The 25,651-nt window shown below is 71.7% G+C and carries 26 protein-coding genes; 16 read left to right on the forward strand and 10 right to left on the reverse strand.

The genetic code is table 11. From position 1 onward, the window contains the following. Window positions 1–2: 2 nt before the first annotated feature. Both BEK98_RS27185 and BEK98_RS27190 read left to right on the forward strand, forming a co-directional pair. A complete protein-coding gene (locus BEK98_RS27185) occupies window positions 3–1,247 on the forward strand; it encodes a sensor histidine kinase (protein ID WP_244202004.1) in 1,245 nt (414 codons plus the stop codon). A 688-nt stretch (window positions 1,248–1,935) separates the two neighbouring features. Further along, entirely contained in the window at window positions 1,936–2,592 is a 657-nt protein-coding gene (locus BEK98_RS27190; protein ID WP_094219299.1) for a response regulator, read from the forward strand. Here BEK98_RS27190 and BEK98_RS27195 read toward each other — a convergent pair. After that, window positions 2,585–4,297, reverse strand: a complete 1,713-nt coding sequence (locus tag BEK98_RS27195) for a purine-cytosine permease family protein (protein WP_094219300.1) — start codon at window positions 4,295–4,297, stop codon at window positions 2,585–2,587. The genes BEK98_RS27190 and BEK98_RS27195 overlap by 8 nt on opposite strands. Before the next feature lie 193 nt (window positions 4,298–4,490). Next, window positions 4,491–5,573, reverse strand: a complete 1,083-nt coding sequence (locus BEK98_RS27200) for a substrate-binding domain-containing protein (protein WP_094219448.1) — start codon at window positions 5,571–5,573, stop codon at window positions 4,491–4,493. 113 nt (window positions 5,574–5,686) lie between these two features. Between BEK98_RS27200 and BEK98_RS27205 the strand changes: the two genes are divergently transcribed. Continuing rightward, entirely contained in the window at window positions 5,687–6,154 is a 468-nt protein-coding gene (locus BEK98_RS27205; protein WP_094219301.1) for a MarR family winged helix-turn-helix transcriptional regulator, read from the forward strand. Between the two features lie 4 nt (window positions 6,155–6,158). Here the strand turns inward: BEK98_RS27205 and BEK98_RS27210 are convergent, their stop codons facing one another. Further along, window positions 6,159–6,752: an NADPH-dependent FMN reductase gene (locus BEK98_RS27210; RefSeq protein WP_094219302.1), complete on the reverse strand. Its 594-nt coding sequence runs from the start codon at window positions 6,750–6,752 to the stop codon at window positions 6,159–6,161. Window positions 6,753–6,854: 102 nt separating this feature from the next. Between BEK98_RS27210 and BEK98_RS27215 the strand changes: the two genes are divergently transcribed. Further along, window positions 6,855–7,691, forward strand: coding sequence for a helix-turn-helix domain-containing protein (locus BEK98_RS27215; RefSeq protein ID WP_094219303.1), 837 nt, complete (start codon window positions 6,855–6,857; stop codon window positions 7,689–7,691). Window positions 7,692–7,778: 87 nt separating this feature from the next. On the opposite strand, the gene BEK98_RS27220 is transcribed toward BEK98_RS27215, so the two are convergent. Then, window positions 7,779–8,408, reverse strand: coding sequence for a phosphotransferase-like protein (locus BEK98_RS27220; protein ID WP_094219304.1), 630 nt, complete (start codon window positions 8,406–8,408; stop codon window positions 7,779–7,781). A 183-nt stretch (window positions 8,409–8,591) separates the two neighbouring features. Here BEK98_RS27220 and BEK98_RS27225 point away from each other — a divergent pair, with 183 nt between their 5' ends. From BEK98_RS27225 to gap, 4 genes are all read left to right on the forward strand, one after another. After that, window positions 8,592–9,713, forward strand: coding sequence for a chitinase (locus BEK98_RS27225; RefSeq protein ID WP_094219305.1), 1,122 nt, complete (start codon window positions 8,592–8,594; stop codon window positions 9,711–9,713). Window positions 9,714–9,738: 25 nt separating this feature from the next. After that, window positions 9,739–10,506 carry an NPP1 family protein gene (locus BEK98_RS27230; RefSeq protein ID WP_208643243.1) on the forward strand — a complete coding sequence of 256 codons (768 nt, stop codon included), beginning with the start codon at window positions 9,739–9,741 and terminating at the stop codon, window positions 10,504–10,506. Window positions 10,507–10,603: 97 nt separating this feature from the next. Next, complete coding sequence (locus BEK98_RS27235) at window positions 10,604–11,560, forward strand: GlxA family transcriptional regulator (protein ID WP_094219306.1); 957 nt, start codon at window positions 10,604–10,606, stop codon at window positions 11,558–11,560. Window positions 11,561–11,712: 152 nt separating this feature from the next. Further along, a complete protein-coding gene (gene gap / locus BEK98_RS27240; protein WP_094219307.1) occupies window positions 11,713–12,711 on the forward strand; it encodes a type I glyceraldehyde-3-phosphate dehydrogenase in 999 nt (332 codons plus the stop codon). A gap of 46 nt (window positions 12,712–12,757) precedes the next feature. Here the strand turns inward: gap and BEK98_RS27245 are convergent, their stop codons facing one another. After that, window positions 12,758–13,480 carry an IclR family transcriptional regulator gene (locus BEK98_RS27245; RefSeq protein WP_094219308.1) on the reverse strand — a complete coding sequence of 241 codons (723 nt, stop codon included), beginning with the start codon at window positions 13,478–13,480 and terminating at the stop codon, window positions 12,758–12,760. A 144-nt stretch (window positions 13,481–13,624) separates the two neighbouring features. On the opposite strand from BEK98_RS27245, the gene mhpD reads away from it, so the two are divergent. Genes mhpD through dmpG form a run of 3 tightly spaced genes read left to right on the forward strand, consistent with a single transcriptional unit; the run spans window position 13,625 to window position 16,403 of the window. Next, on the forward strand, window positions 13,625–14,449 hold the full coding sequence (mhpD, locus tag BEK98_RS27250) for a 2-keto-4-pentenoate hydratase (RefSeq protein ID WP_094219450.1): 825 nt from the start codon (window positions 13,625–13,627) through the stop codon (window positions 14,447–14,449). Then, window positions 14,446–15,387 carry an acetaldehyde dehydrogenase (acetylating) gene (locus BEK98_RS27255; RefSeq protein WP_094219309.1) on the forward strand — a complete coding sequence of 314 codons (942 nt, stop codon included), beginning with the start codon at window positions 14,446–14,448 and terminating at the stop codon, window positions 15,385–15,387. Before mhpD ends, BEK98_RS27255 begins: the two co-directional genes overlap by 4 nt. Further along, window positions 15,384–16,403, forward strand: coding sequence for a 4-hydroxy-2-oxovalerate aldolase (gene dmpG / locus BEK98_RS27260; RefSeq protein WP_094219310.1), 1,020 nt, complete (start codon window positions 15,384–15,386; stop codon window positions 16,401–16,403). The genes BEK98_RS27255 and dmpG overlap by 4 nt, the downstream gene beginning before the upstream one ends. Window positions 16,404–16,465: 62 nt before the next feature. On the opposite strand, the gene BEK98_RS27265 is transcribed toward dmpG, so the two are convergent. From BEK98_RS27265 to BEK98_RS27275, 3 genes are all read right to left on the reverse strand, one after another. Continuing rightward, window positions 16,466–17,512: an amidohydrolase family protein gene (locus BEK98_RS27265; RefSeq protein ID WP_094219311.1), complete on the reverse strand. Its 1,047-nt coding sequence runs from the start codon at window positions 17,510–17,512 to the stop codon at window positions 16,466–16,468. Window positions 17,513–17,576: 64 nt separating this feature from the next. Further along, window positions 17,577–18,365, reverse strand: a complete 789-nt coding sequence (locus tag BEK98_RS27270; RefSeq protein WP_094219312.1) for a 2-keto-4-pentenoate hydratase — start codon at window positions 18,363–18,365, stop codon at window positions 17,577–17,579. Further along, window positions 18,362–18,994, reverse strand: coding sequence for a TetR/AcrR family transcriptional regulator (locus BEK98_RS27275; protein WP_094219313.1), 633 nt, complete (start codon window positions 18,992–18,994; stop codon window positions 18,362–18,364). The genes BEK98_RS27270 and BEK98_RS27275 overlap by 4 nt, the downstream gene beginning before the upstream one ends. Window positions 18,995–19,115: 121 nt before the next feature. Between BEK98_RS27275 and BEK98_RS27280 the strand changes: the two genes are divergently transcribed. From BEK98_RS27280 to BEK98_RS27300, 5 genes are all read left to right on the forward strand, one after another. Continuing rightward, window positions 19,116–20,723, forward strand: a complete 1,608-nt coding sequence (locus tag BEK98_RS27280; RefSeq protein ID WP_244202005.1) for a bifunctional 3-(3-hydroxy-phenyl)propionate/3-hydroxycinnamic acid hydroxylase — start codon at window positions 19,116–19,118, stop codon at window positions 20,721–20,723. Between the two features lie 8 nt (window positions 20,724–20,731). Then, window positions 20,732–21,604, forward strand: a complete 873-nt coding sequence (locus BEK98_RS27285) for an alpha/beta fold hydrolase (RefSeq protein ID WP_094219314.1) — start codon at window positions 20,732–20,734, stop codon at window positions 21,602–21,604. Next, window positions 21,601–22,605: a VOC family protein gene (locus BEK98_RS27290; protein WP_094219315.1), complete on the forward strand. Its 1,005-nt coding sequence runs from the start codon at window positions 21,601–21,603 to the stop codon at window positions 22,603–22,605. Before BEK98_RS27285 ends, BEK98_RS27290 begins: the two co-directional genes overlap by 4 nt. A 42-nt stretch (window positions 22,606–22,647) precedes the next feature. Continuing rightward, window positions 22,648–23,088, forward strand: coding sequence for a hypothetical protein (locus BEK98_RS27295; protein ID WP_094219316.1), 441 nt, complete (start codon window positions 22,648–22,650; stop codon window positions 23,086–23,088). A gap of 157 nt (window positions 23,089–23,245) precedes the next feature. Then, window positions 23,246–23,896 carry a TetR/AcrR family transcriptional regulator gene (locus tag BEK98_RS27300; RefSeq protein WP_094219317.1) on the forward strand — a complete coding sequence of 217 codons (651 nt, stop codon included), beginning with the start codon at window positions 23,246–23,248 and terminating at the stop codon, window positions 23,894–23,896. A gap of 190 nt (window positions 23,897–24,086) precedes the next feature. Here the strand turns inward: BEK98_RS27300 and BEK98_RS27305 are convergent, their stop codons facing one another. Both BEK98_RS27305 and BEK98_RS27310 read right to left on the reverse strand, forming a co-directional pair. Further along, a complete protein-coding gene (locus BEK98_RS27305; RefSeq protein WP_244202006.1) occupies window positions 24,087–24,863 on the reverse strand; it encodes an LmeA family phospholipid-binding protein in 777 nt (258 codons plus the stop codon). A gap of 26 nt (window positions 24,864–24,889) precedes the next feature. After that, a complete protein-coding gene (locus tag BEK98_RS27310; protein WP_244202007.1) occupies window positions 24,890–25,525 on the reverse strand; it encodes a TetR/AcrR family transcriptional regulator in 636 nt (211 codons plus the stop codon). Between the last annotated feature and the right edge of the window lie 126 nt (window positions 25,526–25,651).

A 25,651-nucleotide genomic window follows, 5' to 3' on the forward strand; every position in this document is an offset into this window, starting at 1 on the left:
CCGTGTCCGGCCCCGGCCTCGCCCGCGTTCGGCCCGCGGCTCTCGGCGTCCGTGTCGCGCTGCAACCCGTCGCGCACCTCGTCTTCTTCATCGTCGTCGCGGCCGCACTGGTCCGGCTCTTCCGGATGCACTCCGCGCTGTGCTGGGACATGGTGACCGTCAGCGCGCTGTTCGCGGGCGTCTATGCGGCCGGTCTCACGCAGTGGGGCCGGCTGGGCGCGGGCGCCCGGCACGCCTGGGTGGCAGCGCTGCTCCTGCTGTGGACCGTGCTGGTCCTCCTCGCCCCGCGCCCGCTGACCGGCGCGTACGTCTGGTGTGCCGTGCCGCTCGCGTGCGCGGCCCTGCGGGCGCTCGGGCACCACGCGGCCAAGGTGGCGGTGGGCGCGGTCACCGTCGTGCTCGTCGGGCAACTGAGCGGCGGCGCGGGCGGGTTCGACGCGGAGACGGTGCTGGTTCCCGTGGCGGCCGTCTGGGGCACGGTGGCGCTGTACCGGGGGCAGCAGCGGGAGGCGGCGGAGCGGCAGCGGCTGGTGGAGGAGTTGCGCGGCACGCGGGACGTGCTGGCGCGCGAGCAGCGCCGGGCGGGAGTGCTGGAGGAACGGGCGCGCATCGCCGGGGATCTGCACGACACGCTCGCCCAGGAGTTGTCCGGCAGCCTGATGCTGCTGCAGGCGGCCGAGCGGGACTGGGAGGACCGGCCGGAGGTGGCCCGTACGCGGGTGCGCGCGGTGGCCGACGGCCTGGACGCGGGCCTCGCCGAGACCCGCCGGATCATCCGGGACCTCACCCCGCCCACGGTCGCCGAGGCCGGCCTGGAAGCCTCCTTGCGACTGCTGTGCGCCCGCGCGGAACTGGACGGCACCGCCGCACTGGTGCGGTTCCGCTCGACCGCAGCGCACCACCTTGACCTGGACCAACCGTCCGCCACCACCCTGCTGCGCGTGGCCCGGGGCCTGCTGGCCAACGTCCGCGAACACGCCCGTGCCACCCGCCTCCTGGTGACCCTCCACCACCACCCGGACCGCGTCGAACTGGAGGTCCACGACGACGGCGTCGGCTTCACGGGTACGACGTCCGCACCCGACCGCGGCTACGGCCTGCCGTCGGCACGGGCACGGCTGCGGACGTACGGCGGCGAACTCGACGTCGCCAGCACCCCGGGCCGGGGCACGCGCGTCCGGGCCGTGCTGCCGGTGCGCGCGCGGTCGGGTCCGGCGGTGCCGGTGGGTTCGGCGGCGGTCCGATGAGGCGGGTCCCGTCGCGGTCCGGCGGCGCCCTTGGCGTCGGGCACAAACCGGTGACCCCGCACCACTCGCCGCCAGGCTGCGCCCATGGCCTCGACGGCGGTCCCATGACTCCGCCTCACTCGCCGCCCGGGCACTCACACGGCCTCGGCCACGCCCCGATGAACCGGCTCCAGTCGCCGTCAGGCTGCGCCCACGGCCTCGACGGCCGTCCCGTGACACCGCCTTACACGCGGCCCGGGCACTCGCACAGCCTTGAGCACAGGCCGATGAACCCGCACCACTCACCGCCAACCTGCACTCACGGCCTCAGGCACAGCCCGGCGAACCCGCTCCAGTCACCGTCAGCCCGCGCCCACAGTCCCGGCAGCCGTCCCACGACACCGCCTCACACGCGGCCCGGGCGCCCACACGCCCTCAGGCACAGGCCGACGAACCCGCACCACTCACCGCCAAGCTGCACTCACGGCCTCAGGCACAGCCCCGTGAACCCGCTCCACTCACCGTCAGCCCGCGCCCACGGCCCCGGCAGCCGTCCCGTGACACCGCCTCGCACGCCGCCCAGGCACCCACACGGCCTCGGCCACAGCCCGATGACACGACCCCGCACACACCACCCCGTCCACAACCCGACGACACCACCCCGCGCGCCGTCCGTTCCCGTCGCGCCCGTGCTCTCGGCGGTCGTCCGATGACGCCCCCGGCGGCCGCTCCGCTGCGTCTGCTGATCGCCGACGATCATGTGGTCGTCCGGGCCGGATTGCGGGCCCTGCTGGACGGGGAGCCGGATCTTGAGGTGGTCGGTGAGGCGGGTAGCGGTGACGAGGCTGTTGGGCTGGCGCTGGTGCTGGCGCCGGATGTCGTTCTGATGGATCTGCGGTTCGCGGGGCCGGACGGCGGTCAGGACGGTGTCGAGGCGGTCCGCCGGCTGATCGCCCGGGCGCCCGCTCTGCCCGTGGTGATGCTGACCAGTTACGCAGGACGCGCCGACGTCGTGCGCGCGCTGGAGGCGGGTGCACGTGGTTACGTCCTCAAGGCGGGCCCGCCCGATGACCTCTTCCGGGCGGTGCGCAGTGCCGCGGCCGGCGGGATGGGCCTCGCCCCGGAGGTGGTCAGTGATCTGGTCGGCCATGTGGTCAGCCCCGCACCGGAGTTGACGCTCCGCGAACGGGAGGTCGTCCGGCTGATGGCCGACGGTCACAGCAACCGCTCCATCGCCGCCTCCCTGTATCTCAGCGAGGCGACCGTCAAGACGCATCTGGTGCGCGTCTACCGGAAGCTCGGCGTCGACAACAGGGCGGCGGCGGTGTCGGAGGCGGTCCGTCGGGGTCTCATCGACCTCAGGTAGGAGACGGACCGCCGCCCGAGCGCACGGCGGGCATGGCGAGGTCGACCGGCCCCGAACCGCCCCCGCTCTTGCAGGAGTCGTGGCAGTCCTTCTCCAGGCTGCAGCACAGCGAGCAGATCGCGCCCTGGTGGAAGGGGCAGCCCGCCATGTCCGGCCGCTCGAACTCGGTCGTGCACACCGAGCAGGTCAGCGTGGCCCCCGAGGGGAGTCCGTCGGCGCCCAGCAACGGTTCGTCCAGGTCGTCGACGCGGGCGATGTAGTAGCGCCCCTTCGTCAGCACCGCGAACAACGGCGAGAGCACCATCGCCAGGAACAGCGCGATGAACGGCGAGTACGCCTTGCCGTAGTCGCCGAACGCCTCGAAGTACGCGGCGATCGAGACGGCCGAGGCGATCAGCATCGAGCCGAAGCCGACCGGGTTGAAGTTGTACAGATGGGCCCGCTTGAACTCGATGTACGACGGGCTGAGCTTCAGCGGCTTGTTGATGACCAGGTCGGCCACGACCGCGCCGATCCAGGCGATGGCCACGTTGGAGTAGAAGCCGAGCACCGTGTTGAGGAAGCCGAAGACACCACCCTCCATCAGGGCCAGCGCGATGCCGACGTTGAGGAAGATGTAGACCACCCGGCCCGGGTGACGGTGGGTCAGGCGGGAGAAGAAGTTCGACCAGGACAGCGAACCGGAATACGCGTTCGTCGAGTTGATCTTTATCTGGGACAGGATCACGAAGAACGTGGCCAGGCCCAGGGCGACCGGAGCCGCGAACGTCTTGAAGCCGTGCACGTACTGCTGGATGGGCTCATTGGCCTTCGACAGGCCCACACTGCCGGCGATGTAGAAGGCGAGGAAGGCACCGCCGATCTGCTTGGCCGCGCCGAGAACCACCCAGCCGGGACCGGCGCTCAGCACCGCGCCCCACCACTTCCTCGCGTTCTCCGGCGTCTTGTCCGGCATGAAGCGCAGGTAGTCGACCTGTTCACCGATCTGCGCGATCAGCGACAGCGCGACACCGGCGCCCGCCCCGACCCCGAGCATGCTGATGCTCGACCCGGTGGGCGAGTCGCCCGCGAAGTGGGTGAACTCCGAGAACTTGCCGGGCTCCTGGATCGCGATGGACACGAACGGCGCGACCATCAGCACGAGCCAGATCGGCTGGGTCCACACCTGCATCTTGGACAGCGCGGTCATGCCGTAGACGACCAGCGGCAGGATGATGAGCGAGCAGATGATGTACCCGACGGCGAGCGGGATGTGCAGGCCCAGCTCCAGGGCCTGCGCCATGATCGACCCTTCGAGGGCGAAGAAGATGAAGGTGAAGCTGGCGTAGATCACCGAGGTGAGGGTCGAGCCGAGATAGCCGAAGCCCGCACCGCGGGTCAGCAGGTCCATGTCGATGGAGTACTTGGCCGAGTAGTACGAGATCGGGATGCCGGTGAGGAAGATGACCACGGCCGCCGCCAGGATCGCCACCATGGCGCTGGAGAAGCCGTGGGAGATGGCGATGGAGCCACCGATGGCGAAGTCAGCGAGATAGGCGATACCGCCCAGTGCCGTCGTGGCCACCACGTACGGGGTCCAGCGGCGGAAGGACTTGGGCGCGTAGCGCAGCGAATAGTCCTCCAGCGTGTCGTTCTGCGTCCAGCCGTTGTAGGTACGGCTGCCGGGCGGGGCTGGTGGTGCCTGGTTGTCGACGATCTCCGTCACGGCTCTTCCCTCTTCCGCGGGGGCAGTTCTTCTGCAGGGGCAGTTCGAGGGAAGGTTGGCGCCGACGTGTTTCCCGTCAGTTTCGAGTCCTTTAAAAGCCTTGATACTTCCTGACGAAAATATTTCTGCCCGGGGTAGTGTCGGCGTACGGGCGAGGGACCGGACACATGAGGGACGGACAGGTGACGGGAGGTCAGAGTTGGGCGACGACGTCGAAGGCGAAGGCGTCCGCCCTGGCCAGGTAGAGCCGCTGCTCAAGGTGGTTGCCGCGCAGCCGCACGGGACCCCGGGGCCCCTCGTAGGCGACCTCGTCGGCCGCCGCACGCATCGCCCGTACGTCCAGCGACCGGGCCCGTCCCGCCAGGGCGGCGAGCAGCCGCAGCCCCTCGAAGCACGACTCGCCGAGGCTGCCGACCACCGGCGCCTCCACCCCGAACCGCCGTGCGTAGCGCCGCCCGAAGTCCAGGCTCTCCGCGGTGGCCAGCGTCTCGAAGTAGCCGGCCGCCGCCCACAGCCCCTCGGTGGCGTCGGCGCCCGCCGCCAGGAGCATGTTCTCGTCCAGGTGGGTACTGAGCCGCTGGCAGCGCCCGTGGAGTCCGTGGGCGGTGAAGGCCCGGCTGAAGCGCACCGCGTCCTCTCCGACCAGCAGCATCAGCACCGCGTCCGCCGCACTCCGCTCGATCCGGCGCAGCACCGGCCCGAACTCCTCCGTGCCCAGCGGTACGAAGGCCTCCGCGAGCACCCGGCCTCCGACGGCGCGGGCACATCGGCGTGCCGCGCGCGCCGTCACCCTGGGCCAGACGTAGTCGTTGCCCACGGTGCACCAGCGCCGCGCACCCGTCGCCTCGGCCAACAGCCGCATGGCGGGCAGCAGTTGAGCGGTGTCGGTCTCGCCCGTCAGGAACACCCCGGGGGTGCGCTCGCCGCCCTCGTACTGCGCGGTGTAGACGTACGGGACGCGGTCGGCGATGCGGGGCGCGAGCGCGCGGCGGACCGCGGAGATGTGCCAGCCCACCACCGCGTCGACCGCGCCCAGCGACACCAGCGCCTCGACCTCGGCGGCCACGTCCCGCGGTGGCGCCCCGCCGTCCACCACGAGGAGCCTGACCTCACGGCCCAGGATGCCGCCCGCCGCGTTGAGTTCGTCCACCGCCAGCAGCGCCGACGTCTCGCACGACGGCCCGAAGATGCCGGCGGGGCCGCGCAGCGGTACGACGAGGCACACGGTGAGCGTGTCCTGCGCGCTCCCGGTGCGCCACGACGGCCTGGGACCCAGCAAACCGACCTCCACGGGGGCTGGTGGAGGACGCACATCGCCCCCCGGCCCCGGCTCCCTCGCTAAGGCCCGTAATCTGCCCGCACAGTAGACCGACCGGAAGGACACCGGCAATGCCTTCGGAACCGTCGCCGGACCTCGCCCACCTGCTGAGCCATGCCGAGCGGCGACTGGCCCGGCGGCTGGCCGCCCTGCTCGCCGAGGAGGGCTGCTCCCTGGAGCAGTGGCGCGTGCTGTCCCTGACGGCCGACGGCCGGGGCCACCCGATGACGGAGATCGCCGACCACGCCCTCATGCCGGCACCGAGCCTCACCAAGCTCGTGGACCGTATGGTCGCGGACAACCTCGTCCACCGCCGCCCCGACCCGACCGACCGCCGGCGCGTGCTGCTGCACCTCTCGGCCCGCGGCCGTATCCTCCACGACCGCGCGGCCCACCGGGTCGCCACGGAACAGGCCCGCCTGCTCACCACCATCGACGACGACGGAACCCTCGCCGGCGCCCTGTCGCGACTCACGGCAGCGCTGTCTCAAGGTGCCGCAGCACAGCCGAAAGTGACGGACGGTCAGCCCGCGAGTTGAGACGTCACGCCGGGTAGGGAGCCGCCTCGCGCGCCGTCCGGAGCGCGCCCGCCCACCAGGCCAGCTGGTCGAGCAGGGTCTTGGCGTACCCAGGGGCCTCGGGGTCGAGCGGTCGGCCGTCCTGCCAGGCGGTGAAGTAGTTCGGGAAGGCGAGGCCGTCGCGGATCGTCACCGCGTGCAGCTCGGTCAGGACGTTCTCCAGGTGCAGGACCGCGTGCCGGCCGCCCGCCGCGCCGCCGTAGCTGACGAAGGCGACGGGCTTGGCCGTCCACTGGGTGAAGTGCCAGTCGATGGCCGCCTTCAGCGAGGCGGGGTAGCTGTGGTTGTACTCCGGCGTGACCACGAGGAAGGCGTCGGCGTCCGCGAGCGCCGAGGTGAGCGGCGCCATCCCGGCCGGACGGGGGTAGTCGTCGCCGGCGTACTTCGGCGACACCGCGGGCAGGGACAGCGGGATGTCGATCTCGGCGAGATCGACGACTTTCACGTCGAAACCCCCGTGCAGGCCTGCCTGTTCGGCGACCCAGGACGCCACGACCGGACCGAAGCGTCCGTCGCGGACGCTGCCGACGATGATCACGAGCTTGTGTGTGTTCTCCATGCCCACCACGATCGGCCCGGCGTCACGACCACAGCCAGACCGTGCTCAGGCTGGCCCCCACAGGGCCACGCTGAGCGGCGAGGCGCGCCCTATCCTCGGGGCATGGGAACGCCACTGGGGGACTTCGTACGGGCCAAGCGCGACAGCATCCAGCCGGAGTCACTGGGGCTGCCGGACCACGGCCGGCGCAGGTCACCGGGGCTGCGCCGACTGGATCTGGCCACGCGGGCCGGGATCAGCGTCGAGTACCTGACCCGCATCGAGCAGGGCCGGGACCGCAACCCCTCGGTGGCGGTGGTGAACGCGCTCGCCGACGCCCTCAGCCTCGACCCCGCCGAGCGCACCCACCTGCGTTACCTCGCGAAGATCACCGGCGGCGAGTGCACCGCCCACCCCCGGCCCGCTCCGGCGCGTCGGGAAGTACGGCCGGCGGTCCTGCGGACGCTGCGCCTGCTGGAGCCGGGCATCGCGATGGTGACCAACCGGCTCGGCGACGTCCTCGCCCACACCGGCGCGTTCGAGGCGGTGACCAGCGCGAGCGGGCTGCTCGACGCCGAGGCGCCGAACCTCACCCGGTACGTCTTCACCGACTCCCGCGCCCGGTCGTTCTTCGCCGACTGGGACGATGTCGCGGACGAGCAGGCCTTCGACCTGTGGCTCGGTCCGACCGTCGAGACCTCCGAGTGGCTCACCGCGGAACTCGCGCCCGTCGCGGGCCCCGACTTCACCCGGCGGCTGAACCGGCACGTGGTTCCGGAACGGGGAGTCCTCCGGCTCCGCCACCCCTCCGGGTGCGAACTCCGGCTGCTCCGGGAGACGTTCGACCTGACCTCGGACGCCCAGCAACTGGTGGTGTTCCTCCCGGCGGACGAGGCGACGGCCCAGGCCGTCGACCAGCTCCGCGCACGGTCGCACGGCCGGCTCCGGGCCATCTCCTGACGCCCGCCGTGGCTCGGGCGGGCGTCAGGCCGGAGCCACGGCGGGATTGCGCAGGATCCGCGGAGCCGTTCATGGCTCCGGCGCGTGTCAGGCCGGTGCCACGGCCGGATTCCGCAGGGTCGTGCGGAGCTGTTCGAAGGCGGTGGGCCGCGGTCGGTCCGTCAGGAAGTCGCGGATGCGCAGGGCGCATTCCTCCGGGGAGAGCAGGCTGGTGTCCACGTCGAGGTCGTGGACCCCGTGCGCGTGCACCTTGTCGAACTGCAGGGCGGCCAGGCCGAGTTCCCGGTCGCCCCGCTCGCGCTCACGGCGTTCCAGCTCGGGCAGCGGGCAGCGGACCCCGACCAGGACGGTGTCCTCGGGCACGAGCAGGTCGAGCAGGTCCAGCAGCCGCCAGCGGCGGCTGAGCGGATGGTCCACGACCAGGTTGTTGCCGCCCGCGGCCATTCCGGCGGCGGCCCGGTGGAAGCCCTTGGCGGTGCGGTCGATCTCGGCCTGGAGGTCCTCGTCGGCGATGGGCTGGTCGCAGCGCATCGAGTGGAACGCGTCGACGGGCATGTGGAACCAGGTGCCGTCGAGCAGGTCCAGGAGCGCCCCGGCGATGCTGGACTTGCCGGAGCTGGACGTGCCGTTGAGCAGGATGACCGTACCCCCGGCCGCGGTGTCGGGGATGCGCGCGTGGTCCGGGTCGGCCGTGACCTGAGCCGCCTCGGTCGCCATGGTGGGCTCCTTCCGTACGCGGGGATCCTGGGCCGGTGTGGCTCCGTGATCATCGCATGCGCTCTTCGAGGCACCGCAAGTGTTTTCCAACTCGGTTTCCTCAGCACTTACTTCACCTCTTGACGGAAGGAGGTCCAGACCTTTAGGTTCCCGGGCGCCCCCACAACCAAGGAGCCCATCCCCATGCCAACTTCCAGTCGCAGAAGGTCCCGCTTCACGATCGGCTTCGTTCTCGCCGCCGTCCTCGCCGCGCTGTTCACCGCCGCTCCCGCCCAGGCCGCCGACGGCGCGATCACCGGACTCGCCGGAAAGTGTGTCGACGTGGCGGGTGCCGGCAGCGCCAACGGCACCGCCGTACAGCTCTACGACTGCAACGGAACCGGCGCCCAGATCTGGTCCAACCCCGGCGACGGAACCCTGCGGGCGCTCGGCAAGTGTCTGGACGTGGTCGACCGCAGCACCGCGGACGGCGCCGCCGTCCAGCTGTGGGACTGTTCGGGCGGCGCCAACCAGCAGTGGCAGGTGACCGCGGCGCACGACATCGTCAACCCCGCCGCCAACAAGTGCCTGGACGTACGGGACAACAACAGTGCCAACGGCACCCGGCTGCAGATCTGGAGCTGCTCCGGCGGGGCGAACCAGAAGTGGAACGCGCCGGCGAGCGGCGGCGGGGGTGGTACCCCGTCCGGATTCGTGGTGAGCGAGGCGCAGTTCAACCAGATGTTCCCGAACCGGAACTCGTTCTACACCTACAGCGGACTGACCGCGGCCCTCAGCGCCTACCCCGGCTTCACGACCACCGGCAGCGACACCGTGCGGAAGCAGGAGGCAGCCGCCTTCCTCGCCAACGTCAACCACGAGACCGGCGGCCTGGTGTACGTCGTCGAGCAGAACACCGCCAACTACCCCCACTACTGCGACTGGGGCCAGCCGTACGGCTGCCCCGCGGGACAGGCGGCCTACTACGGGCGCGGCCCGATCCAGCTCAGCTGGAACTTCAACTACAAGGCCGCCGGTGACGCGCTCGGCATCGATCTCCTCAACAACCCCTGGCAGGTGGAGAACAACGCCTCCGTCGCCTGGAAGACCGGCCTGTGGTACTGGAACACCCAGTCGGGACCGGGCAGCATGACCCCGCACAACGCGATGGTCAACGGGGCCGGCTTCGGCCAGACCATCCGCAGCATCAACGGCTCCCTCGAGTGCGACGGCAAGAACCCCGCGCAGGTGCAGAGCCGCGTCGACGCCTACCAGCGCTTCACCCAGATCCTCGGGGTCTCCCCGGGCAACAACCTGTACTGCTGAGCGAGTTGCCCGACAAGGAGCCGTCATGCGCAACGTGAAGTCCCTGACCAAGGTCCTCCTCGGCGCGCTGGGCGCGATGGCGCTCGTCGTCGCCGTCCCGGCGAGCGCCCACGCGAACGTGCTGCAACTGCTGCCGCAGAACGCCGACGGGCTGGAGCAGACCTTCTCCCCCGCCTACGACTACGACGGCGACGGCTGCTACGCCACGGCCGCCATCGGAGCCGACGGCACCATCAACCCCGGCCTGAAACTCGGCGGCGACGTCAACGGGCACTGCCACGACTACGCCCAACTGGCCAACGCCAACACCTACTCGCGCGAGAAGTGCAACAACGGCTGGTGCGCGGTGATGTACGCCAGCTACTTCGAGAAGGACCAGGCGACGCTCGGCCCGGCGGCCATCGGCCACACGCACGACTGGGAGCACGTCGTGGTGTGGATCAACAACAACGAGGTCCAGTACGTGTCGGTGTCCCAGCACACCAGCTACCAGGTGGCCGCCCGCTCCTCGGTCCGCTTCGACGGCACACACCCGAAGATCGTCTACCACAAGGACGGAGTGTCCACCCACGACTTCCGCTTCGCCAACACCAACGACGAGCCCCCGGAGAACGTGACCGGCGGCTGGTTCTACCCCCGCCTGGTGGGCTGGAACGGCTACCCCGCGGGCTACCGCGACAAGCTCCTGAGTGCCGACTTCGGCGCCGCCACGATCAAGATCAAGGACGGCGACTTCCAGTACGCCCTGGCGCACTCCATGCCGTCCGGCATCCCCTTCGACCCCAACGCCTGACGGCTCCTGCCCGCTGGGACCTGGTGGTGCGGGACCGGTCTCCCGCGCCACCGGGTCGCGCCGTCAGGCCCCTCGGCCTGCGATTACGCTGGTCATCGTGTCTGTTTCCCGTCTGCGTCGCGTCGCCGTTCTCGTGCTCGAGGGGGCGAAGCCGCTCGACGTCGGCATTCCGGCGCAGGTGTTCACGACCCGCGCGAGCATGCCGTACGACGTGCGGGTGTGCGGCGCGGCCCCCGGTCTCGTGACCGGCGGCGACGGCCTGTCGTACCACGCCGCCCACGGCCTCGACGCGCTCGCGTGGGCCGACATCGTGTTCATCCCCGGCTACCGGTTCCCGGACCGCGAGGACCCGCCGCAGGCCGTCGTCGAGGGGCTGATCACGGCCCACGCGCGCGGCGCGCGGCTCGCCGCCATCTCGACGGGCGCCTTCGCGCTCGCCGCCACGGGTCTGCTCGACGGCAAGCGCGCCACGACGCACTGGCACTACGCGCGGGCGCTCGCGGCGAAGCATCCGCTCGTCCGGGTCGACGAGAACGTGCTGTTCGTCGACGAGGGCAGCGTGCTGACGTCGGCCGGCGCCGCCTCCGGGATCGACCTGTGCCTGCACATGCTCCGCGGCGACCTCGGCGTGGCCGCCTCGAACCACGCGGCCCGGCGCCTGGTCGCGGCCCCCTACCGCAGCGGTGGTCAGGCGCAGTACGTGCCACGCAGCGTGCCCGAGCCGCTCGGCGAGCGGTTCGCGGCCACCCGCGAGTGGGCGCTGCACCGGCTCGCCTCGCCGCTCACCCTGGAGGCGCTCGCCCGGCACGCGGCGGTCTCGCCGCGCACCTTCTCCCGGCGCTTCGCCGAGGACACCGGGTACACGCCCATGCAGTGGGTCATGCGCGCCCGGATCGACCTGGCCCGTGAGCTGCTGGAGCGTTCGGAGCGGAGCGTGGAGAAGATCGCCGCCGATGTCGGTCTCGGCACCGGCGCGAATCTGCGGCTGCACTTCCAGCGGATCCTCGGCACCACGCCGAGCGAGTACCGGCGCACCTTCACCAGGGGCGAGTAGCCGAAGGGACGCCTGTCAAAAGGGGCAAGCAGACGAGGGGGCGAGCAGTCGATCATCACCTGGCGCGATCCTTTCGAACCATGGCGATCGCGCCGCTGTCCCGTTCGGCCGCGTGCCGAGAACCTGGTGGCGAAACCGAAGGGACATGACTGATGACTCGCATCGCCATCAACGGATTCGGCCGCATCGGACGCAATGTGCTGCGCGCGCTGCTGGAGCGCGACAGCGATCTCGAGGTCGTCGCCGTCAACGACCTCACGGAGCCCGCCACCCTCGCGCGCCTGCTCGCCTACGACACGACGGCCGGCCGGCTCGGCCGCCCGGTGACCGTCGACGGGGACACCCTCGTCGTCGACGGCCGTCGGATCAAGGTGCTCGCCGAGCGCGACCCGGGGCAGTTGCCGTGGGCCGAACTCGGTGTCGACGTCGCCCTCGAGTCGACCGGCCGCTTCACCTCGGCCAAGGCCGCCCGCGCCCACCTCGACGCGGGCGCGAAGAAGGTACTCGTCAGCGCACCGTCGGACGGCGCCGACGTCACGCTCGCGTTCGGTGTCAACACCGACACGTACGACCCGGCCCTGCACACGATCGTCTCGAACGCCTCCTGCACCACCAACGCGCTCGCGCCGCTGGCCGCGGTGCTCGACGAACTCGCCGGCATCGAGCACGGGTTCATGACCACGGTGCACGCCTACACGCAGGAGCAGAACCTGCAGGACGGTCCGCACCGCGACGCGCGCCGCGCCCGTGCCGCCGCGGTCAACATCGTGCCGACCACGACGGGTGCCGCCAAGGCGATCGGCCTCGTGCTGCCGAACCTGGACGGCAAGCTGTCGGGCGACTCGATCCGCGTGCCGGTTCCGGTCGGCTCCATCGTCGAGCTGAACACGACCGTCTCCCGTGACGTGAGCCGCGACGAGGTGCTGGCGGCGTACCGCGCCGCGGCGGAGGGCCCGCTCGCCGGCGTCCTCGAGTACTCGGACGACGCGCTGGTGTCGGCCGACATCGTGGGCAACCCGGCCTCGTCGATCTTCGACTCGGCCCTCACCCGCGTCGACGGCCGCCACATCAAGGTGGTCGCCTGGTACGACAACGAGTGGGGCTTCTCGAACCGGGTGATCGACACCCTGGAACTGCTCGCCACCCGCTGACCGAGCACCGGGGCGGTCCCAGGTCCGGGGCCGCCCCTTTTTTCTTTCAGCCGGCCCCTCGCAAAAGGCGGGACAACCCCAGCGCGGCCGTGCGCACCGCCGGCGCCAGTTGGGCCGGTCGGAAGCGTGAGCAGGGCACGGCCACCGAGAGGGCGGCCACCGCCGCGTCGCCGGCGAAGACGGGGGCCGCGATGCAGCTGACTCCGAGTGCGGCCTCCTGCTCCTCGTACGCCAGGCCCGAGACCTGGATCTTCTCCAGGGCCATACGCAGGCGGGCCGGGTCGGTGATCGAGTGCGGGGTGAGGCTCGGCAGCGGGCCGGAGAGGACCTCCTCGGTCAGTGCGACGCCGGAGAAGGCCAGCAGGGCCTTGCCCACGCCGGTGCAGGTCAGCGGGAGGCTGCCGCCGATACGGGAGGGCAGCCGCAGGGCCTCGTGGCCGTGGATGCGTTCGAGGTAGACCACGTCCATGCCCTCACGGACGCCGAGGTGGACGGTCTCGCGGGTGGCCTCGAACAGGTCCTGCAGGAACGGCAGGGCCGTCTCGCGCAGATCGCGTCGGCGCGGCACGAGGGAGCCCAGCTCGAACAGCTTCGCGCCGAGCCGGTACTGCTGCCCCGACCGCTCCAGCCAGCCGAGACCGACGAGGTCGGCCGCCAGCCGGTGCACCGTCGGCTTGGGCAGACCGGTCTGCTCCGAAAGTTCCGACAGACGGTACGGTCCGCCACTCGGAGTGAAGCATTCGAGGATGAGTGCGGCCTTTTCCAGCATGTTGCCCGCTGCACTGTTCCGTGTCATGGAACAAAGTTTGGCCCAGTCGAGGGGTGCTGTCTAAAACGGTGTGCATACCGGGGGACGTAGGTCGTACGTCCGCCCGCTCCCCCACCGCTCCCCTGGAGGCAAACCGTGTCCACCGTGCCCGACCCCGTCCGCCCGGACGCGCATCCACCGGCCGTGGTCAAGGCCGCCGATCTGCTGGCGGAGGCCGCCCGGACCCGGGCCGCCTGTCCGCCGGTGCGGACACTGCTGGACGCCGGCGACCTCGATGCCGCTTACGCCGTGCAGCAGCTGAACGTCCGGCGGGGCCTGGACGCCGGCCGCCGTCTCGTCGGCCGGAAGATCGGTCTGACCTCGCCGGCCGTGCAGCGTCAACTCGGGGTGGACCAGCCCGACTTCGGCGCACTGTTCGCGGACATGGCCGTACCGGACGGCGGCGCGGTGCCCGCGGGGCGGCTGCTGCAGCCCAAGGTGGAGGCCGAGGTCGCCCTCGTGCTCGGCCGCGACCTGCCGCACCCCGCGTGCACGGTCGTCGACGTGCTGCGTGCGGTCGACTTCGCCCTGCCCGCGCTGGAGATCGTCGACAGCCGGGTGCGCGGCTGGGACATCTCCCTGGTCGACACCGTCGCCGACAACGCCTCCTGCGGCCTGTACGTGCTCGGCGGCACCCCCGTACCGCTCACCGGGATCGACCTGCGCACGGTCACGATGACCATGACCCGGGGCGGCACGGCCGTCTCCGCGGGCACCGGCGCCGACTGCCTCGGCAGCCCCCTCAACGCGGCCGTCTGGCTGGCCTCGGCGCTCGCGGAGCGCGGGGACCCGCTGCGGGCCGGCGATCTCGTCCTGACCGGCGCCCTGGGTCCGATGGCTCCGGCCGCGCCCGGCGACGTGTTCGAGGCACGTGTCTCGGGCCTGGGCTCCGTGCGCGTCGGGTTCGCGAAGGAAGGGGACGAGCAGTGAGCGGGAGGACGAAGGTCGCCGTCATCGGCTCCGGCAACATCGGCACCGACCTGATGATCAAGGTCCTGCGGCTGTCGGAGAGCCTGGACATCGTGGCGATGGCCGGGATCGACCCGGACTCCGACGGCTTGGCCCGCGCCCGCCGCCTCAAAGTCGCCACCACCCACGAGGGCGTCGAAGGACTCGTCGCGCTGGACGAGTTCGCCGACGTGCAGATCGTGTTCGACGCGACCTCGGCCGGGGCCCACCGCCACCACGACGAGATACTGCGCCCGTTGGGCCGTACCCTCGTCGACCTCACCCCCGCCGCCCTCGGCCCCTACGTCGTCCCGCCGGTGAACGGCGACGCCCATCTCGACGCCCCGAACGTCAACATGGTCACCTGCGGCGGTCAGGCCACCATCCCGATCGTCGCCGCGGTGAACGCGGTCACCCCCGTCCACTACGGCGAGATCGTCGCCTCGATCGCCTCCCGCTCCGCCGGCCCCGGCACCCGGGCGAACATCGACGAGTTCACCGAGACCACCTCCTCCGCCGTGGAGCAGGTCGGCGGCGCCGCCCGCGGCAAGGCGATCATCGTCCTCAACCCGGCCGAACCCCCGCTGATCATGCGGGACACCGTGCACTGCCTGGTCTCCGACTGCGCCACCGAGGACGTCACCGCGTCGGTCGAGGAGATGGTGGGCCGGGTGCAGGCGTACGTGCCCGACTACCGGCTCAAGCAGAAGGTGCAGTTCGAGCGCGTGGCGGCCGACGACCCGCTGCGCACCCTCGCCCCGGGTACGGGCGAAGCCCTGAAGGTGTCCGTCTTCCTGGAGGTCGAGGGCGCCGCCCACTACCTCCCGGCCTACGCCGGAAACCTCGACATCATGACCTCGGCCGCCCTGCGCACCGCGGAACGCATGGCCGCCCGGCACGGCAAGGGGGCCGCCAAGTGACCACGCTCTACGTGCAGGACGTGACCCTGCGGGACGGCATGCACGCCGTCCGGCACCGCTACACCGTCGACCAGGCCCGCGCCATCGCCGCCGCCCTGGACGCCGCCGGTGTGGCGGCCGTCGAGATCGCCCACGGGGACGGCCTGGCCGGCTCCAGCATCAACTACGGCGTCGGCGCCCACACCGACTGGGAGTGGATCGAGGCCGTCTGCGACGCCACCCGGCACGCCGTACCCACGACTCTGCTGCTGCCCGGCATCGGAACCGTCCACGACCTCAAGCAGGCGCACTCCCTGGGCATCCGCTCGGTGCGCATCGCCACCCACTGCACCGAGGCCGACATCTCCGCCCAGCACATCGCGGCAGCCAGGGAGTTGGGCATGGACGTCGCCGGGTTCCTGATGATGTCCCACATGGCCGAGCCGGCCGAACTGGCCCGCCAGGCCAAGCTGATGGAGTCGTACGGCGCCCACTGCGTCTACGTCACCGACTCCGGCGGCCGCCTCACCATGGACGGCGTCCGCGACCGCTTCCGCGCCTACCGCGAAGTCCTGGACCCGGCAACGGAGTTGGGCATCCACGCCCACCACAACCTCGCCCTCGGCGTGGCCAACACGGTCGTCGCCGTCGAGAGCGGCGCCGTACGCGTCGACGCCTCCCTCGCCGGGCAGGGTGCGGGCGCGGGCAACTGCCCGCTGGAGGCGTTCGTAGCGGTCGCCGATCTGATGGGCTGGGAGCACGGCTGCGACCTGTTCCCGCTGATGGACACCGCCGACGATCTCGTACGACCACTGCAGGACCGTGAGGTACGGGTCGACCGGGAGACGCTGAGCCTCGGCTACGCGGGCGTGTACTCCAGCTTCCTGCGCCACGCCGAGACCGCCGCGGCCCGGTACGGCCTCGACACCCGCACCATCCTGGTCGAGGTCGGCCGGCGGGGCATGGTGGGCGGCCAGGAGGACATGATCACGGACGTCGCGCTGGACCTGCTGGCCCGCGCGGAGAGCACGTCCTGATCAGCAAGCGGTGACGACGGTGCGGGTCCGGTGCGCGGGGGCGTACCGGACCCTCCGTGCTGTCAGCGGGTGCCGGGCTGGACGAGCTTGAAGAGCGCGCGGGCGCCGGCCCGCTGGGCGGCCTGCCGCAGTCGTACCTGGGCCGGGCGGGCCGGGGCCGGGGCGGGGGCTCCGGCCAGGCGCGGGAACAGGGCTTCCGCATGGGTGTGGTTGATGGCCACGAGGGTGGCGGGGTCGACGCCGGAGTCGAGGCCGTTGGCGAAGTACTGGCCGGCGGCGATGGGGGCGAAGGGCCAGTCGCTGCCGAAGAGGATGTGGCCGGGCCGGGCGAAGGCGAGCAGGGTGGGCAGCGCGGCAGGGCTGGCGGACAAGGCGGTGTCGAAGTAGAAGCCGCGCAGGTCGTCCAGGATGTCCAGGGGGCTGCGGCCGGTGTCGGCGGCGATGGAGACGGCCATGCGGTGGGAGGCGTAGGGCACGAAGCCGCCGGCGTGGCTGAGGATGAAGCGGATGCGGGGGTACCGCCGGACGATGCCGTTGCGTACGAGGAGGTAGGCGGCCCGGGTGGTGTCGAGCAGGAAGTCCGCGGCGAAGGGCGGGATGCCGTCCACGGCCGGTGCCGGCAGCTCGGCGGGGTGGACGAAGACGACGGCGCCGCGCTCGTCCAGGGTGCGCCACAGGGTGTCCTGGCCGTCCGTGCCCAGGTAGGTCCCCTGGTTGTTGGCGAGCAGGGTGACCCCGTCGGCACCCAGCTCGTCCAGGGCCCGGCAGGCCTCGGCGGCACTGGCGTCGATATCGGGCATCGGCAGGGTGGCGAAGTGGCCGAAGCGGCCGGAGTGGTCGGCCGTGAGGGAGGCGCCGTATTCGTTGAGCCGGCGCGCCAGGTCCGCGGCCTCGCCCGGATCGGTGAGGAAGCCGGTGCCGGGGGTGGAGACGGAGACGATTGCCGTGGCGGTGCCCAGCAGGTCCATCAGTTCCAGCGCGGATTCGGGGCTCCACTCAGGAAGGACGCGGCCGCCCGCCTCGGCGATGCCCGCCTTGGTCAGCAGGTCGCGGTAGAACGGCGGGACGAGGTGCTGGTGGACGTCGATCCGGCGAGGTGAGGCGGACATGCGGTGACCTCTTGGCTTTCTCGGGGGTGCGGCTCTCGGGGAGCTCGGGGATTTCGGGGAGGCGTCAGACGAAGGTCACCGACACCGGACCTAGGCCGCTGAAGCGTGCCTCGACCGTGTGGCCCGCGCTGACGAAGGGGGCGGTGGTCATGGCGCCGGGCAGGATCAGCTGCCCGGGCTCCAGGGCCGTGCCGAAGCCGGCGAGCGTGTTGGCCAGCCAGGCGACCGCGGCAGCCGGGTGGCCGAGCACCTCGCGGCCGCTGCCCGACGCCAGGCGCTCGCCGTCGAGGAGGAGGTCGACGGTGACGGAGGCGAGGTCGGGTGCCTTGCCGAGCGGTGTCCAGGGGCCGCAGACCAGCCCGCCGGAGCTGGCGTTGTCGGCGACCGTGTCCACCAGGGTGATGTTCCAGTCCAGGATGCGGCTGTCGACGATCTCCAGGGCCGGGGCGACGGCATCGGTGGCGGCCAGTACGTCCGCGCTGGTGACGCCGGGGCCGCGCAGGGGCCGGGAGAGCAGGAAGCAGATCTCCGGTTCGACACGCGGCCGGCAGTAACGGCCGGCGAAGACCGCCGTGCCGTCCCGGCGGACCATGTCGTCGAGCAGATGGCCGAAGTCGGGCTCGGTGACACCGAGGAGCCGCTGCATGGCGGCCGAGGTCAGGCCGACCTTGTGGCCGATGACGGTGGCCCCGTCAGCCTGGCGGCGGGCGATGTTGCCCCGCTGGACGGCATAGGCGTCGGCCGGGTCGAGGCCGGGCAGCAGGGCCGACAGCGGTGCGATCGGGGCCGCATGGTACTCGGCGTGGCGCAACAGCGCGGCGGCCTCCGCGCGCTGTCGGGCCGTCAGGCTCATCCCCCGCTCCTCGCCGTCATGCGCAGCGCCGCCTCGTAGACGAGGCGTGCGTGCAGTGCGAACATCGCCACGAGGTCGAAGGCGTCACCGGCGATCTCCCGGTGGATGAACAGGCCGTCGGCGCCGGCGACGGCGTAGTCGGCGAGGGTGTGTGCGGCGTCCTCGTCCAGGTCCGGGGCGAGGGTCCGGATCACTTCGCCGATCCTCCTGCGGGAGATCTCCCGTACCTGGAGGAACACGGTCCGGCCCCTGGGTTCGACGGGGCGCCGCTCCAGGGCGAGCATGAGGCCGAGGCGCAGAAAGTCCGGAGCGTCGACCAGCGCCTTCGCCACGTTCGCGGCCATCGCGGTGGCCCGCTCCAGCGGCGTACCGGTCTCCTCGCCCGGCAGCACGAGGGCCGTGAGCCAGGTCTCGAAGCTCCGCTCGATGACCGCGGCGATCAGGTCGTCCTTGTCCTTGAAGTGCCAGTAGATCGAGCTGGCGGGCAGCCCGCACTTGGCACTGACCGCCGCGATCGACGTGCCCTCGTAGCCACGCTCGCCGGCGATCTCCACGGCAGCGTCGAGGATCCGCTGCCGCGACTCCACGCCGTTGGCGCGTTTCCTGCGCGTGGTCTGCGGTCTGGTCATCGGTTGCCCTCCTGTCGTTCCGGGCCTTGACCGTCTCTGACGCCCAGCTTACCGTAGCGACTGCTCCAATTGGAATGATCGCTACAGCAAGAGCCGACAGGGACGACAGTGAGGTGGCCTGGTGAGCCGGATCGATGCCAGGGACAGAGCCGAGGACAGTGCGCACAGCCCGTACGACGTCGCGGTGATCGGATACGGACCGACGGGGGTGACCGCGGCCAACCTGCTGGGGGCCATGGGCCTGCGGGTCGTGGTCGTGGAGCGCGACGCGGAGGTGTTCGCCCGCGCGCGGGCCATCTCCACCGACGAGGAGGTGCTGCGGATCTGGCAGCGCACCGGGCTGGCCGAACGGCTGAAGCGGGACATGCTGGCCGAGCGCCCCCTGGACTTCGTCGACGCGCACGGCCGGCCGTTCATCCGGGCGCGCCCCACCCCGCGCGGCCACGGCCACCCGCCGCAGATGTTCATCTACCAACCCGCGGTGGAGCAGGTCCTGCGGGACGGGGTCGACCGGTACCCGAACGTGGAGGTGCTGCTGCGGCACGAGTGCGTGCGACTGCGCCAGGAGGCGGACGGCGTCGAGCTGACCGTGGTCGGCGCCGACGACTCCCTACGACGACTGCGCGCGGCCTACGTCGTCGCGGCCGACGGCGGCTCCAGCCTCACCCGGGCCCAGCTGAACGTCGGCTACGAGGGGCGGACGTACGAGGACCGCTGGGTGGTCATCGACACCGAGATGCTGAAGCCCTGGCCGGACCACGACAAGCTGCGCTTCCGCTGCGATCCGGCCCGGCCGGCCGTGGACTGCCCGACCCCGCTCGGGCACCACCGCTGGGAGTTCCCGATCCTGCCCGGCGACGACGAGAAGCACCTGACCACCCACGACGCGATCTACGCGATGGTGTCCGGGTACGGGATCGGCCGGGACCAGATCAAGATCCTGCGCGCCACCGTCTACAGCCATCACGTCCGCTTCGCCGCCCGCTTCCGGGTGGGGCGCGTCTTCCTGGCCGGTGACGCCGCCCACGCCATGCCGCCGTGGATCGGGCAGGGCATGGCCGCCGGGGTGCGCGACGTGGCCAACCTGTGCTGGAAGCTCGCCGCGGTCCTGCGGGGCGAGCTGCCCGAGACGGCGCTCGACAGCTACGAGGCCGAGCGGAAGCCGCACGTCAAAGAGGTCACCCGGCGGGCGGTGTTCGTCGGGCGGATCATCACCGAACGGCGGCTGCCGGTCACCCGGATCCGGGACACCGCACTGCGGGCCGTCGACCGCGTACCGGGCTTCGGCAACTGGCTGCAGGACTCCCACTGGATACCCGTCGCCCACTACGCCGACGGCCTGCAGGCCCGGCCGCGCAGCAAGGCATCCGGGCACCAGCTACCCCAGCCCTGGGTGACCGTCGCCGACGGCAGCCGCGCCCGCCTCGACGACGTGCTCGGGGGCCGATGGCTGCTCCTGAACGGCGGCCTCCCGGTGCCCCAGCCCGGGTGGGAGCGCCCGGGCGTTCCTTCGCTCACCGTCACGCCGGCCGGCTCGCGCCCGGCCGAGGGCACAGTCGTCGACAGCGACGGCGTGCTGCTGCCCTGGATGGCCGAGCGCCGGGTGGCCACCCTCGCCCTGCGCCCCGACGCCTACGTCTACGCCGCGGTGCCCGCGGGCGTCCAACTGCCTCCGCCCCCGGCGGGATTCGCCCCCGCCCCGCGCCCGACCACCTCGATCGCCCAGTGAGGACCAGCATGACCACACACACCCAGCCGCCGTCGATGCGGGAGTCGCTGATCGACGTCGCGGGCAAGAAGATCTTCGTGGCGGAGACCGGCGACGGCCCGCCCCTCCTGCTGCTGCACGGCGGCGGCCCCGGCGCCTCCGGTGTCTCCAACTACGCCCGGAACATCGCCGCGTTGGCGAAGGAGTACCGGGTCATCGTCCCCGACCTGCCCGGTTACGGCCGCAGCACCAAGGGGATGGACGGCGCCGACCCGTTCGGCTACCTCGCCGACGGCATCCGCGGCCTGCTCGACGAACTCGGCCTGGACAAGGCCCACTTGGTCGGCAACTCCTACGGCGGGGCCTGCGCCCTGCGCCTCGCGCTGGACACCCCCGACCGGGTCGACCGCATGGTGCTGATGGGCCCCGGCGGCATCGGCACCACCCGCGCCCTGCCCACCCCGGGCCTCAACAGCCTGCTCAACTACTACTCCGGGGACGGCCCTTCACGGCCGAAGCTGGAGAAGTTCATCCGCACCTACCTCGTCTTCAACGCCGCCGACGTGCCGGACAGCGTCATCGACGCCCGCTACCGGGACAGCGTCGACCCGGAGGTCGTCGCGGCCCCGCCGCTGCGCCGCCCGTCCGGCCCGGACGCCCTGCGCACCCTGTGGAAGATGGACTTCACCCGCGACGACCGCCTGTCCCGGCTGCCCGTGCCCACCCTGGTGCTGTGGGGCGCGGCGGACAAGGTCAACCGGCCGAGCGGCGGCCGGATGCTGGCCGAGCGGCTGCCCAACTGCGATCTGTACATGGCCGCCAACACGGGCCACTGGGTGCAGTTCGAGCGCGCCGAGCTGTTCAACCGGCTGTGCGCCGACTTCCTGGCGGGCCGCCGATGAACACCGCCTCCGTCTTCGGCGCCGTCCACCTCGGCTACATCGTCATCGAGACCAACCGCTTCGCCGACTGGCACCGCTTCGGCACCGACGCCATCGGCATGCACCGCGACGACCTCGACACCGGATGCGTGCGCTTCCGCCTGGACGACCAGGAGTGCCGCTTCCTGCTACGGCACGGCCCTGCCGAGGACGTCGTGGCGACCGGCTGGCACATCGACGACCACAGCAGCTTCGAGCAGATCGAGGCGCGCATCCGTGCCCATGGTGTCCCCGTCCTCGAAGGCACCCAAGAAGAGGCGGAGTTGCGCGGTGTCGAACGCCTGCTGCGCTTCCCCGGCCCCAAGGGCATCACCCAGGAGATCTACACCACCGCGCTGACGTCGGCGCGGCCCCTGCGGATGCTCGCGTCCGGGTTCGTCACCGGCGACGCGGGCATGGGCCACGTCGCCATCAGCTCTGCCAGACCCGCCCTGATGCGCGGCTACTTCAACACGGTCTTCGACGCCCGCCTCACCGACTACATCGACGAGACCATCAGCGGCGTCAAGCTCAAGATCCGGTTCCTGCGCGTCAACGAACGCCACCACTCGATCGCGATCGCCGCCGTCCGTGGCCTGCCCGTCGACCCGGTCCGCACGCGCGTGCAGCATCTCAACATCCAGGCCGCGTCCCTCGACGACCTGGCGCAGAGCTACCAGCGCGTGCACGAACTCGGCTTCGACATGGCCCTGTCCGTGGGTCAGCACACCAACGACAAGGAGCTGTCGTACTACGCCCGCACGCCCTCGGGCTTCGAGTGGGAGGTCGGCTGGAACCCGATCGTCATCGACGAGAACACCTGGCAGCCCTCCACCCACCAGGGCATCAGCATCTGGGGCCACACGCCCGTCGGCCAGACGATCATCGACAAACTCGACCAGTTCCGGCTCGGCGCCCGCTCCCTCGCCCGCCCGGAGATCACCGTCCCGGCGCTCAGCGGTGCCGGCATCCCCGACGACTGACAGCCGGCAACGGGCAGGGAACACGCGACCGATGGAGCACGCATGACCCCCGAGCCGACCATGTCCGGGATCTTCCCGGTCCGGCTCCGCGAGGACCTGACGAGGGCAGCCGCTCTCCAGTACTGGAAAGGGCCGCACGCGCGGATCGTGTCGCGGCTGCCGGGCCTCGTCGAATACCGCCAGCACCACTTCTCGCCCACGGATCACGGCTACTGGCCGTCGTCCGCCACGGTGGGCACCGCCGTTCCCGCGACCTGGCGCTGCGACGGCATCGCCGAAGTCCGCATGACCGGCGTGGCCGCCGTCCTCACCGCCCCCGTCCACATGCGGGAGGTCTATCTCGACGAACAGAACGTCTTCGCCCGGGTGCTCGGCAACCTGACCGGCCCCCGGGGAGGCCGCTGGCCGACCGCGCGGCCGTGGACGACATCCTGGCGTCCACGGCCGTCGCCGGCCTGGTCGCCGACCAGCACACGGTCATGACGGCCGTCCACGCCTTCGCCGTCGAGCACACCGAGCCGGTCATCGGCAGGGATCCGCGGCTCGGTACCTGACCTGCCCGTCCCGACCGGGCAGGTGCTTTCGGCCATGGCAGGATGAGTCGCCGTAAGTGCACCGCTGTCAGTCGTGAGGTTGTGTCGTGGCATCGAAGCCCGTGGTCCGCGCCCCGATCCGGAGCAACGCCCGGTCCAACCGGGCCCGGATCCTGGCCACCGCCCGGCAGGAACTGGGCCGGAACCCCGATGCCACCCTGGAGGAGATCGCCCGGGCCGCGGGCGTGGTGCGCCGTACGGTGTTCGGGCACTTCCCCGGGCGCGCGGCCCTGGTCGAGGCGCTCGCCGAGGAGGCCGCCGAGGCCCTGCAGGCCGCCGTCGCACGGCAGCCCGGCACGGCGGAGCCGCCCGAGCGCGCGCTGGCCCGCTTCGTCCTCGCGATCTGGCCCGTGGGCGACCGCTACCGCCTGCTGCTGGCGCTGGCCCGCCAGGACCTGGGCATGGAGCGGGTGTCCGAGGTGCTGTCCCCGGCCCGCGAGGAGGCCGCGGTCATCCTGGAGCACGGACAGCGGCAGGGCGTCTTCCACGACCACCTGCCGCCGGCCGTGCTGAACGCCGGCCTTGAGGCCCTGACCCTGTCCCTGCTGGAGAGCGTCAACGCGGGCGCGTGGGAGGACGACGGCACCCGGTCAGCCGTCGCCACGCTGGTCGCGGCGGGCGTACCGGAGCGGCAGGCGGTCGACGTGGTCGAGGCGGTCGCCGCGGAGGTACGCGACGAGGGCTCCGACGAGGGTTAGGGGGTGTCTTCTGGATCAGGTCGGCGCCATTGCGCCGGGTGCGTTGGTGGCCGACCTGAGCGGGGTCTGGTGCGTGCAGCTGCAAGGCGGAGGAGGGAGTCGACGCGGAGCGTCGGCGAGTGACGACAACGCGGCAGATGTGCGTGCCAGACCCCGCGTCGCCGGCATGATCCAGAAGACACCCCCTAGGTCACGCGGTCGAGGCGGCCGGTCGGAAGGTGACCGTGCGACCGGTGAAGCGCGCGGCGACACCGTTCGCCGTCGGTGTGAGAGACCTGAGGTGGAGACCCTCGGGGATGTTCCGGAGCGGGATCGGGGCCGCGAAGATCCTGTCGAGCAGGGCCTTCGCCGGACCGGGCAGGACTCCTTCGGCGACACGGAAGTCCGTGAACGCGATGCGGTTGCCGGAGACCGCCGAGACGGCCGTGCTCACGGTGGCCTGGCCGCCGAGCGGGAGAGCGACGGTCGCCCGGACCCGGCCCGGCTCGGAGTCCTGGGAGAGTCGCAGGCCGAGCGCGTCGGACAGGTCCTCGTACGAGAGGAACGCGGTCGCCTCGACGGCGCGCGCGTGGGCCTTGTCGGCGTCACCGGAGGGCTTCAGGTCGTCGATGCCGAGGGTGAGCCGGGTGATCGGCAGGGGCCGCGTCGAACCGTGCGCGGGGATGTCGTGGGCGGTGATGTCCACGTGCCGCAGGGTGCCGGAGGCCAGCTGGGTGAGCACCGGGAAGCCGCTGACGTGCACCGAGGGGCGGTTCGGGGTGTCCATGCCGTCCTGGAACGCCCTGGCCGTACGACTCTCCACGCGGCCCGCGACGAACCGGTCGGCCGTGACGCCGGTCAGGACCAGTGCCGCCAGGGACGCGACGGCGACGATCACGATCCTGCGGCGGCGCCCGAGGGGCGGGGGGCTGATGTACACGGAGCCGTCGCCATAGGCGGGTTCGGTGTCGTACGAGGACTGGGACACGGGTTTCCTCCGGGGGATGGGGGCGCTCAGGCGCCGATGCGCTCGGGCTGACGGAGCCGGTCGACGTGCGCTGCGGCGAGGTCACGGTGGACTCCCACGGCGATCAGGGCGGCGGCCGCGGTGTGCGTGCCGTCGTCGGACCACGTGCCGTTGTTGACGCAGTCGAGCAGCGCCAGGACGTAGGCCTCCAGGGCGCGGCTGAGCGCGGTCTCCGGAACGTCGGTGTGAAAGACGCCCTGCCGCTGACCCGCGGCGATGATCGCGGTCGCGGTCGCGCGGGCGGGGCTGAGGACGCAGTCCACGTGTTCGGGGGCCAGGTCCTGCGGGGCGAGACGCAGCAGCATGCGGTAGCGGTCGCCGATCGGCCAGAGCGTCAGCACGAAGCGCGCCAGGGCGGTGACCGCGTCCGGTATCGGCAGCGCGATCCCGTCGAGCGCGTCCCGCAGCGCCTTCGCCGCGTCCTCCACGAGCCCCTCGACGAGCGCGGACCGGCCGCCGAAGTGCCCGTAGACGGTACGCCGGGCCACACCGGCGGCCTCGGCGATGTCGCCCAGGCTGCTCTCGGGGTCACGCCCCAGCTCCTGCCGGGCCGCTTCCAGGATGCGGGTTCTCGTGGTGAGCGTCCGGCGCCGGTGGCCGGACAGGTCGGGGCGGTCGATCACGTCGGGACCTCCGGTCGGCGGGGGGCATCGCCCTCTTGCACATCGTTGGGCAAGTAATACTTGCACATGGGCGAGCAACAAACTAGTCTGCACATCGTTGGGCAATTAACCGCCCCGCAGTGCCCG

Source organism: Streptomyces diastatochromogenes (genome assembly GCF_002242805.1).
GTDB lineage: Bacteria > Actinomycetota > Actinomycetes > Streptomycetales > Streptomycetaceae > Streptomyces > Streptomyces diastatochromogenes.

Excerpts from the sequence above, each read along its gene's own strand:
- gap (WP_094219307.1), top strand. The coding sequence starts at position 11,713 with ATGACTCGCATCGCCATCAACGGATTCGGCCGCATCGGACGCAATGTG.
- BEK98_RS27275 (WP_094219313.1), bottom strand. The coding sequence starts at position 18,994 with ATGACCAGACCGCAGACCACGCGCAGGAAACGCGCCAACGGCGTGGAG.
- BEK98_RS27290 (WP_094219315.1), top strand. The coding sequence starts at position 21,601 with ATGAACACCGCCTCCGTCTTCGGCGCCGTCCACCTCGGCTACATCGTC.
- BEK98_RS27205 (WP_094219301.1), top strand. The coding sequence starts at position 5,687 with ATGCCTTCGGAACCGTCGCCGGACCTCGCCCACCTGCTGAGCCATGCC.
- BEK98_RS27245 (WP_094219308.1), bottom strand. The coding sequence starts at position 13,480 with ATGCTGGAAAAGGCCGCACTCATCCTCGAATGCTTCACTCCGAGTGGC.
- BEK98_RS27270 (WP_094219312.1), bottom strand. The coding sequence starts at position 18,365 with ATGAGCCTGACGGCCCGACAGCGCGCGGAGGCCGCCGCGCTGTTGCGC.
- BEK98_RS27215 (WP_094219303.1), top strand. The coding sequence starts at position 6,855 with ATGGGAACGCCACTGGGGGACTTCGTACGGGCCAAGCGCGACAGCATC.
- BEK98_RS27210 (WP_094219302.1), bottom strand. The coding sequence starts at position 6,752 with ATGGAGAACACACACAAGCTCGTGATCATCGTCGGCAGCGTCCGCGAC.
- BEK98_RS27225 (WP_094219305.1), top strand. The coding sequence starts at position 8,592 with ATGCCAACTTCCAGTCGCAGAAGGTCCCGCTTCACGATCGGCTTCGTT.
- BEK98_RS27220 (WP_094219304.1), bottom strand. The coding sequence starts at position 8,408 with ATGGCGACCGAGGCGGCTCAGGTCACGGCCGACCCGGACCACGCGCGC.
- BEK98_RS27190 (WP_094219299.1), top strand. The coding sequence starts at position 1,936 with ATGACGCCCCCGGCGGCCGCTCCGCTGCGTCTGCTGATCGCCGACGAT.
- BEK98_RS27295 (WP_094219316.1), top strand. The coding sequence starts at position 22,648 with ATGACCCCCGAGCCGACCATGTCCGGGATCTTCCCGGTCCGGCTCCGC.
- BEK98_RS27265 (WP_094219311.1), bottom strand. The coding sequence starts at position 17,512 with ATGTCCGCCTCACCTCGCCGGATCGACGTCCACCAGCACCTCGTCCCG.
- BEK98_RS27285 (WP_094219314.1), top strand. The coding sequence starts at position 20,732 with ATGACCACACACACCCAGCCGCCGTCGATGCGGGAGTCGCTGATCGAC.
- BEK98_RS27230 (WP_208643243.1), top strand. The coding sequence starts at position 9,739 with ATGCGCAACGTGAAGTCCCTGACCAAGGTCCTCCTCGGCGCGCTGGGC.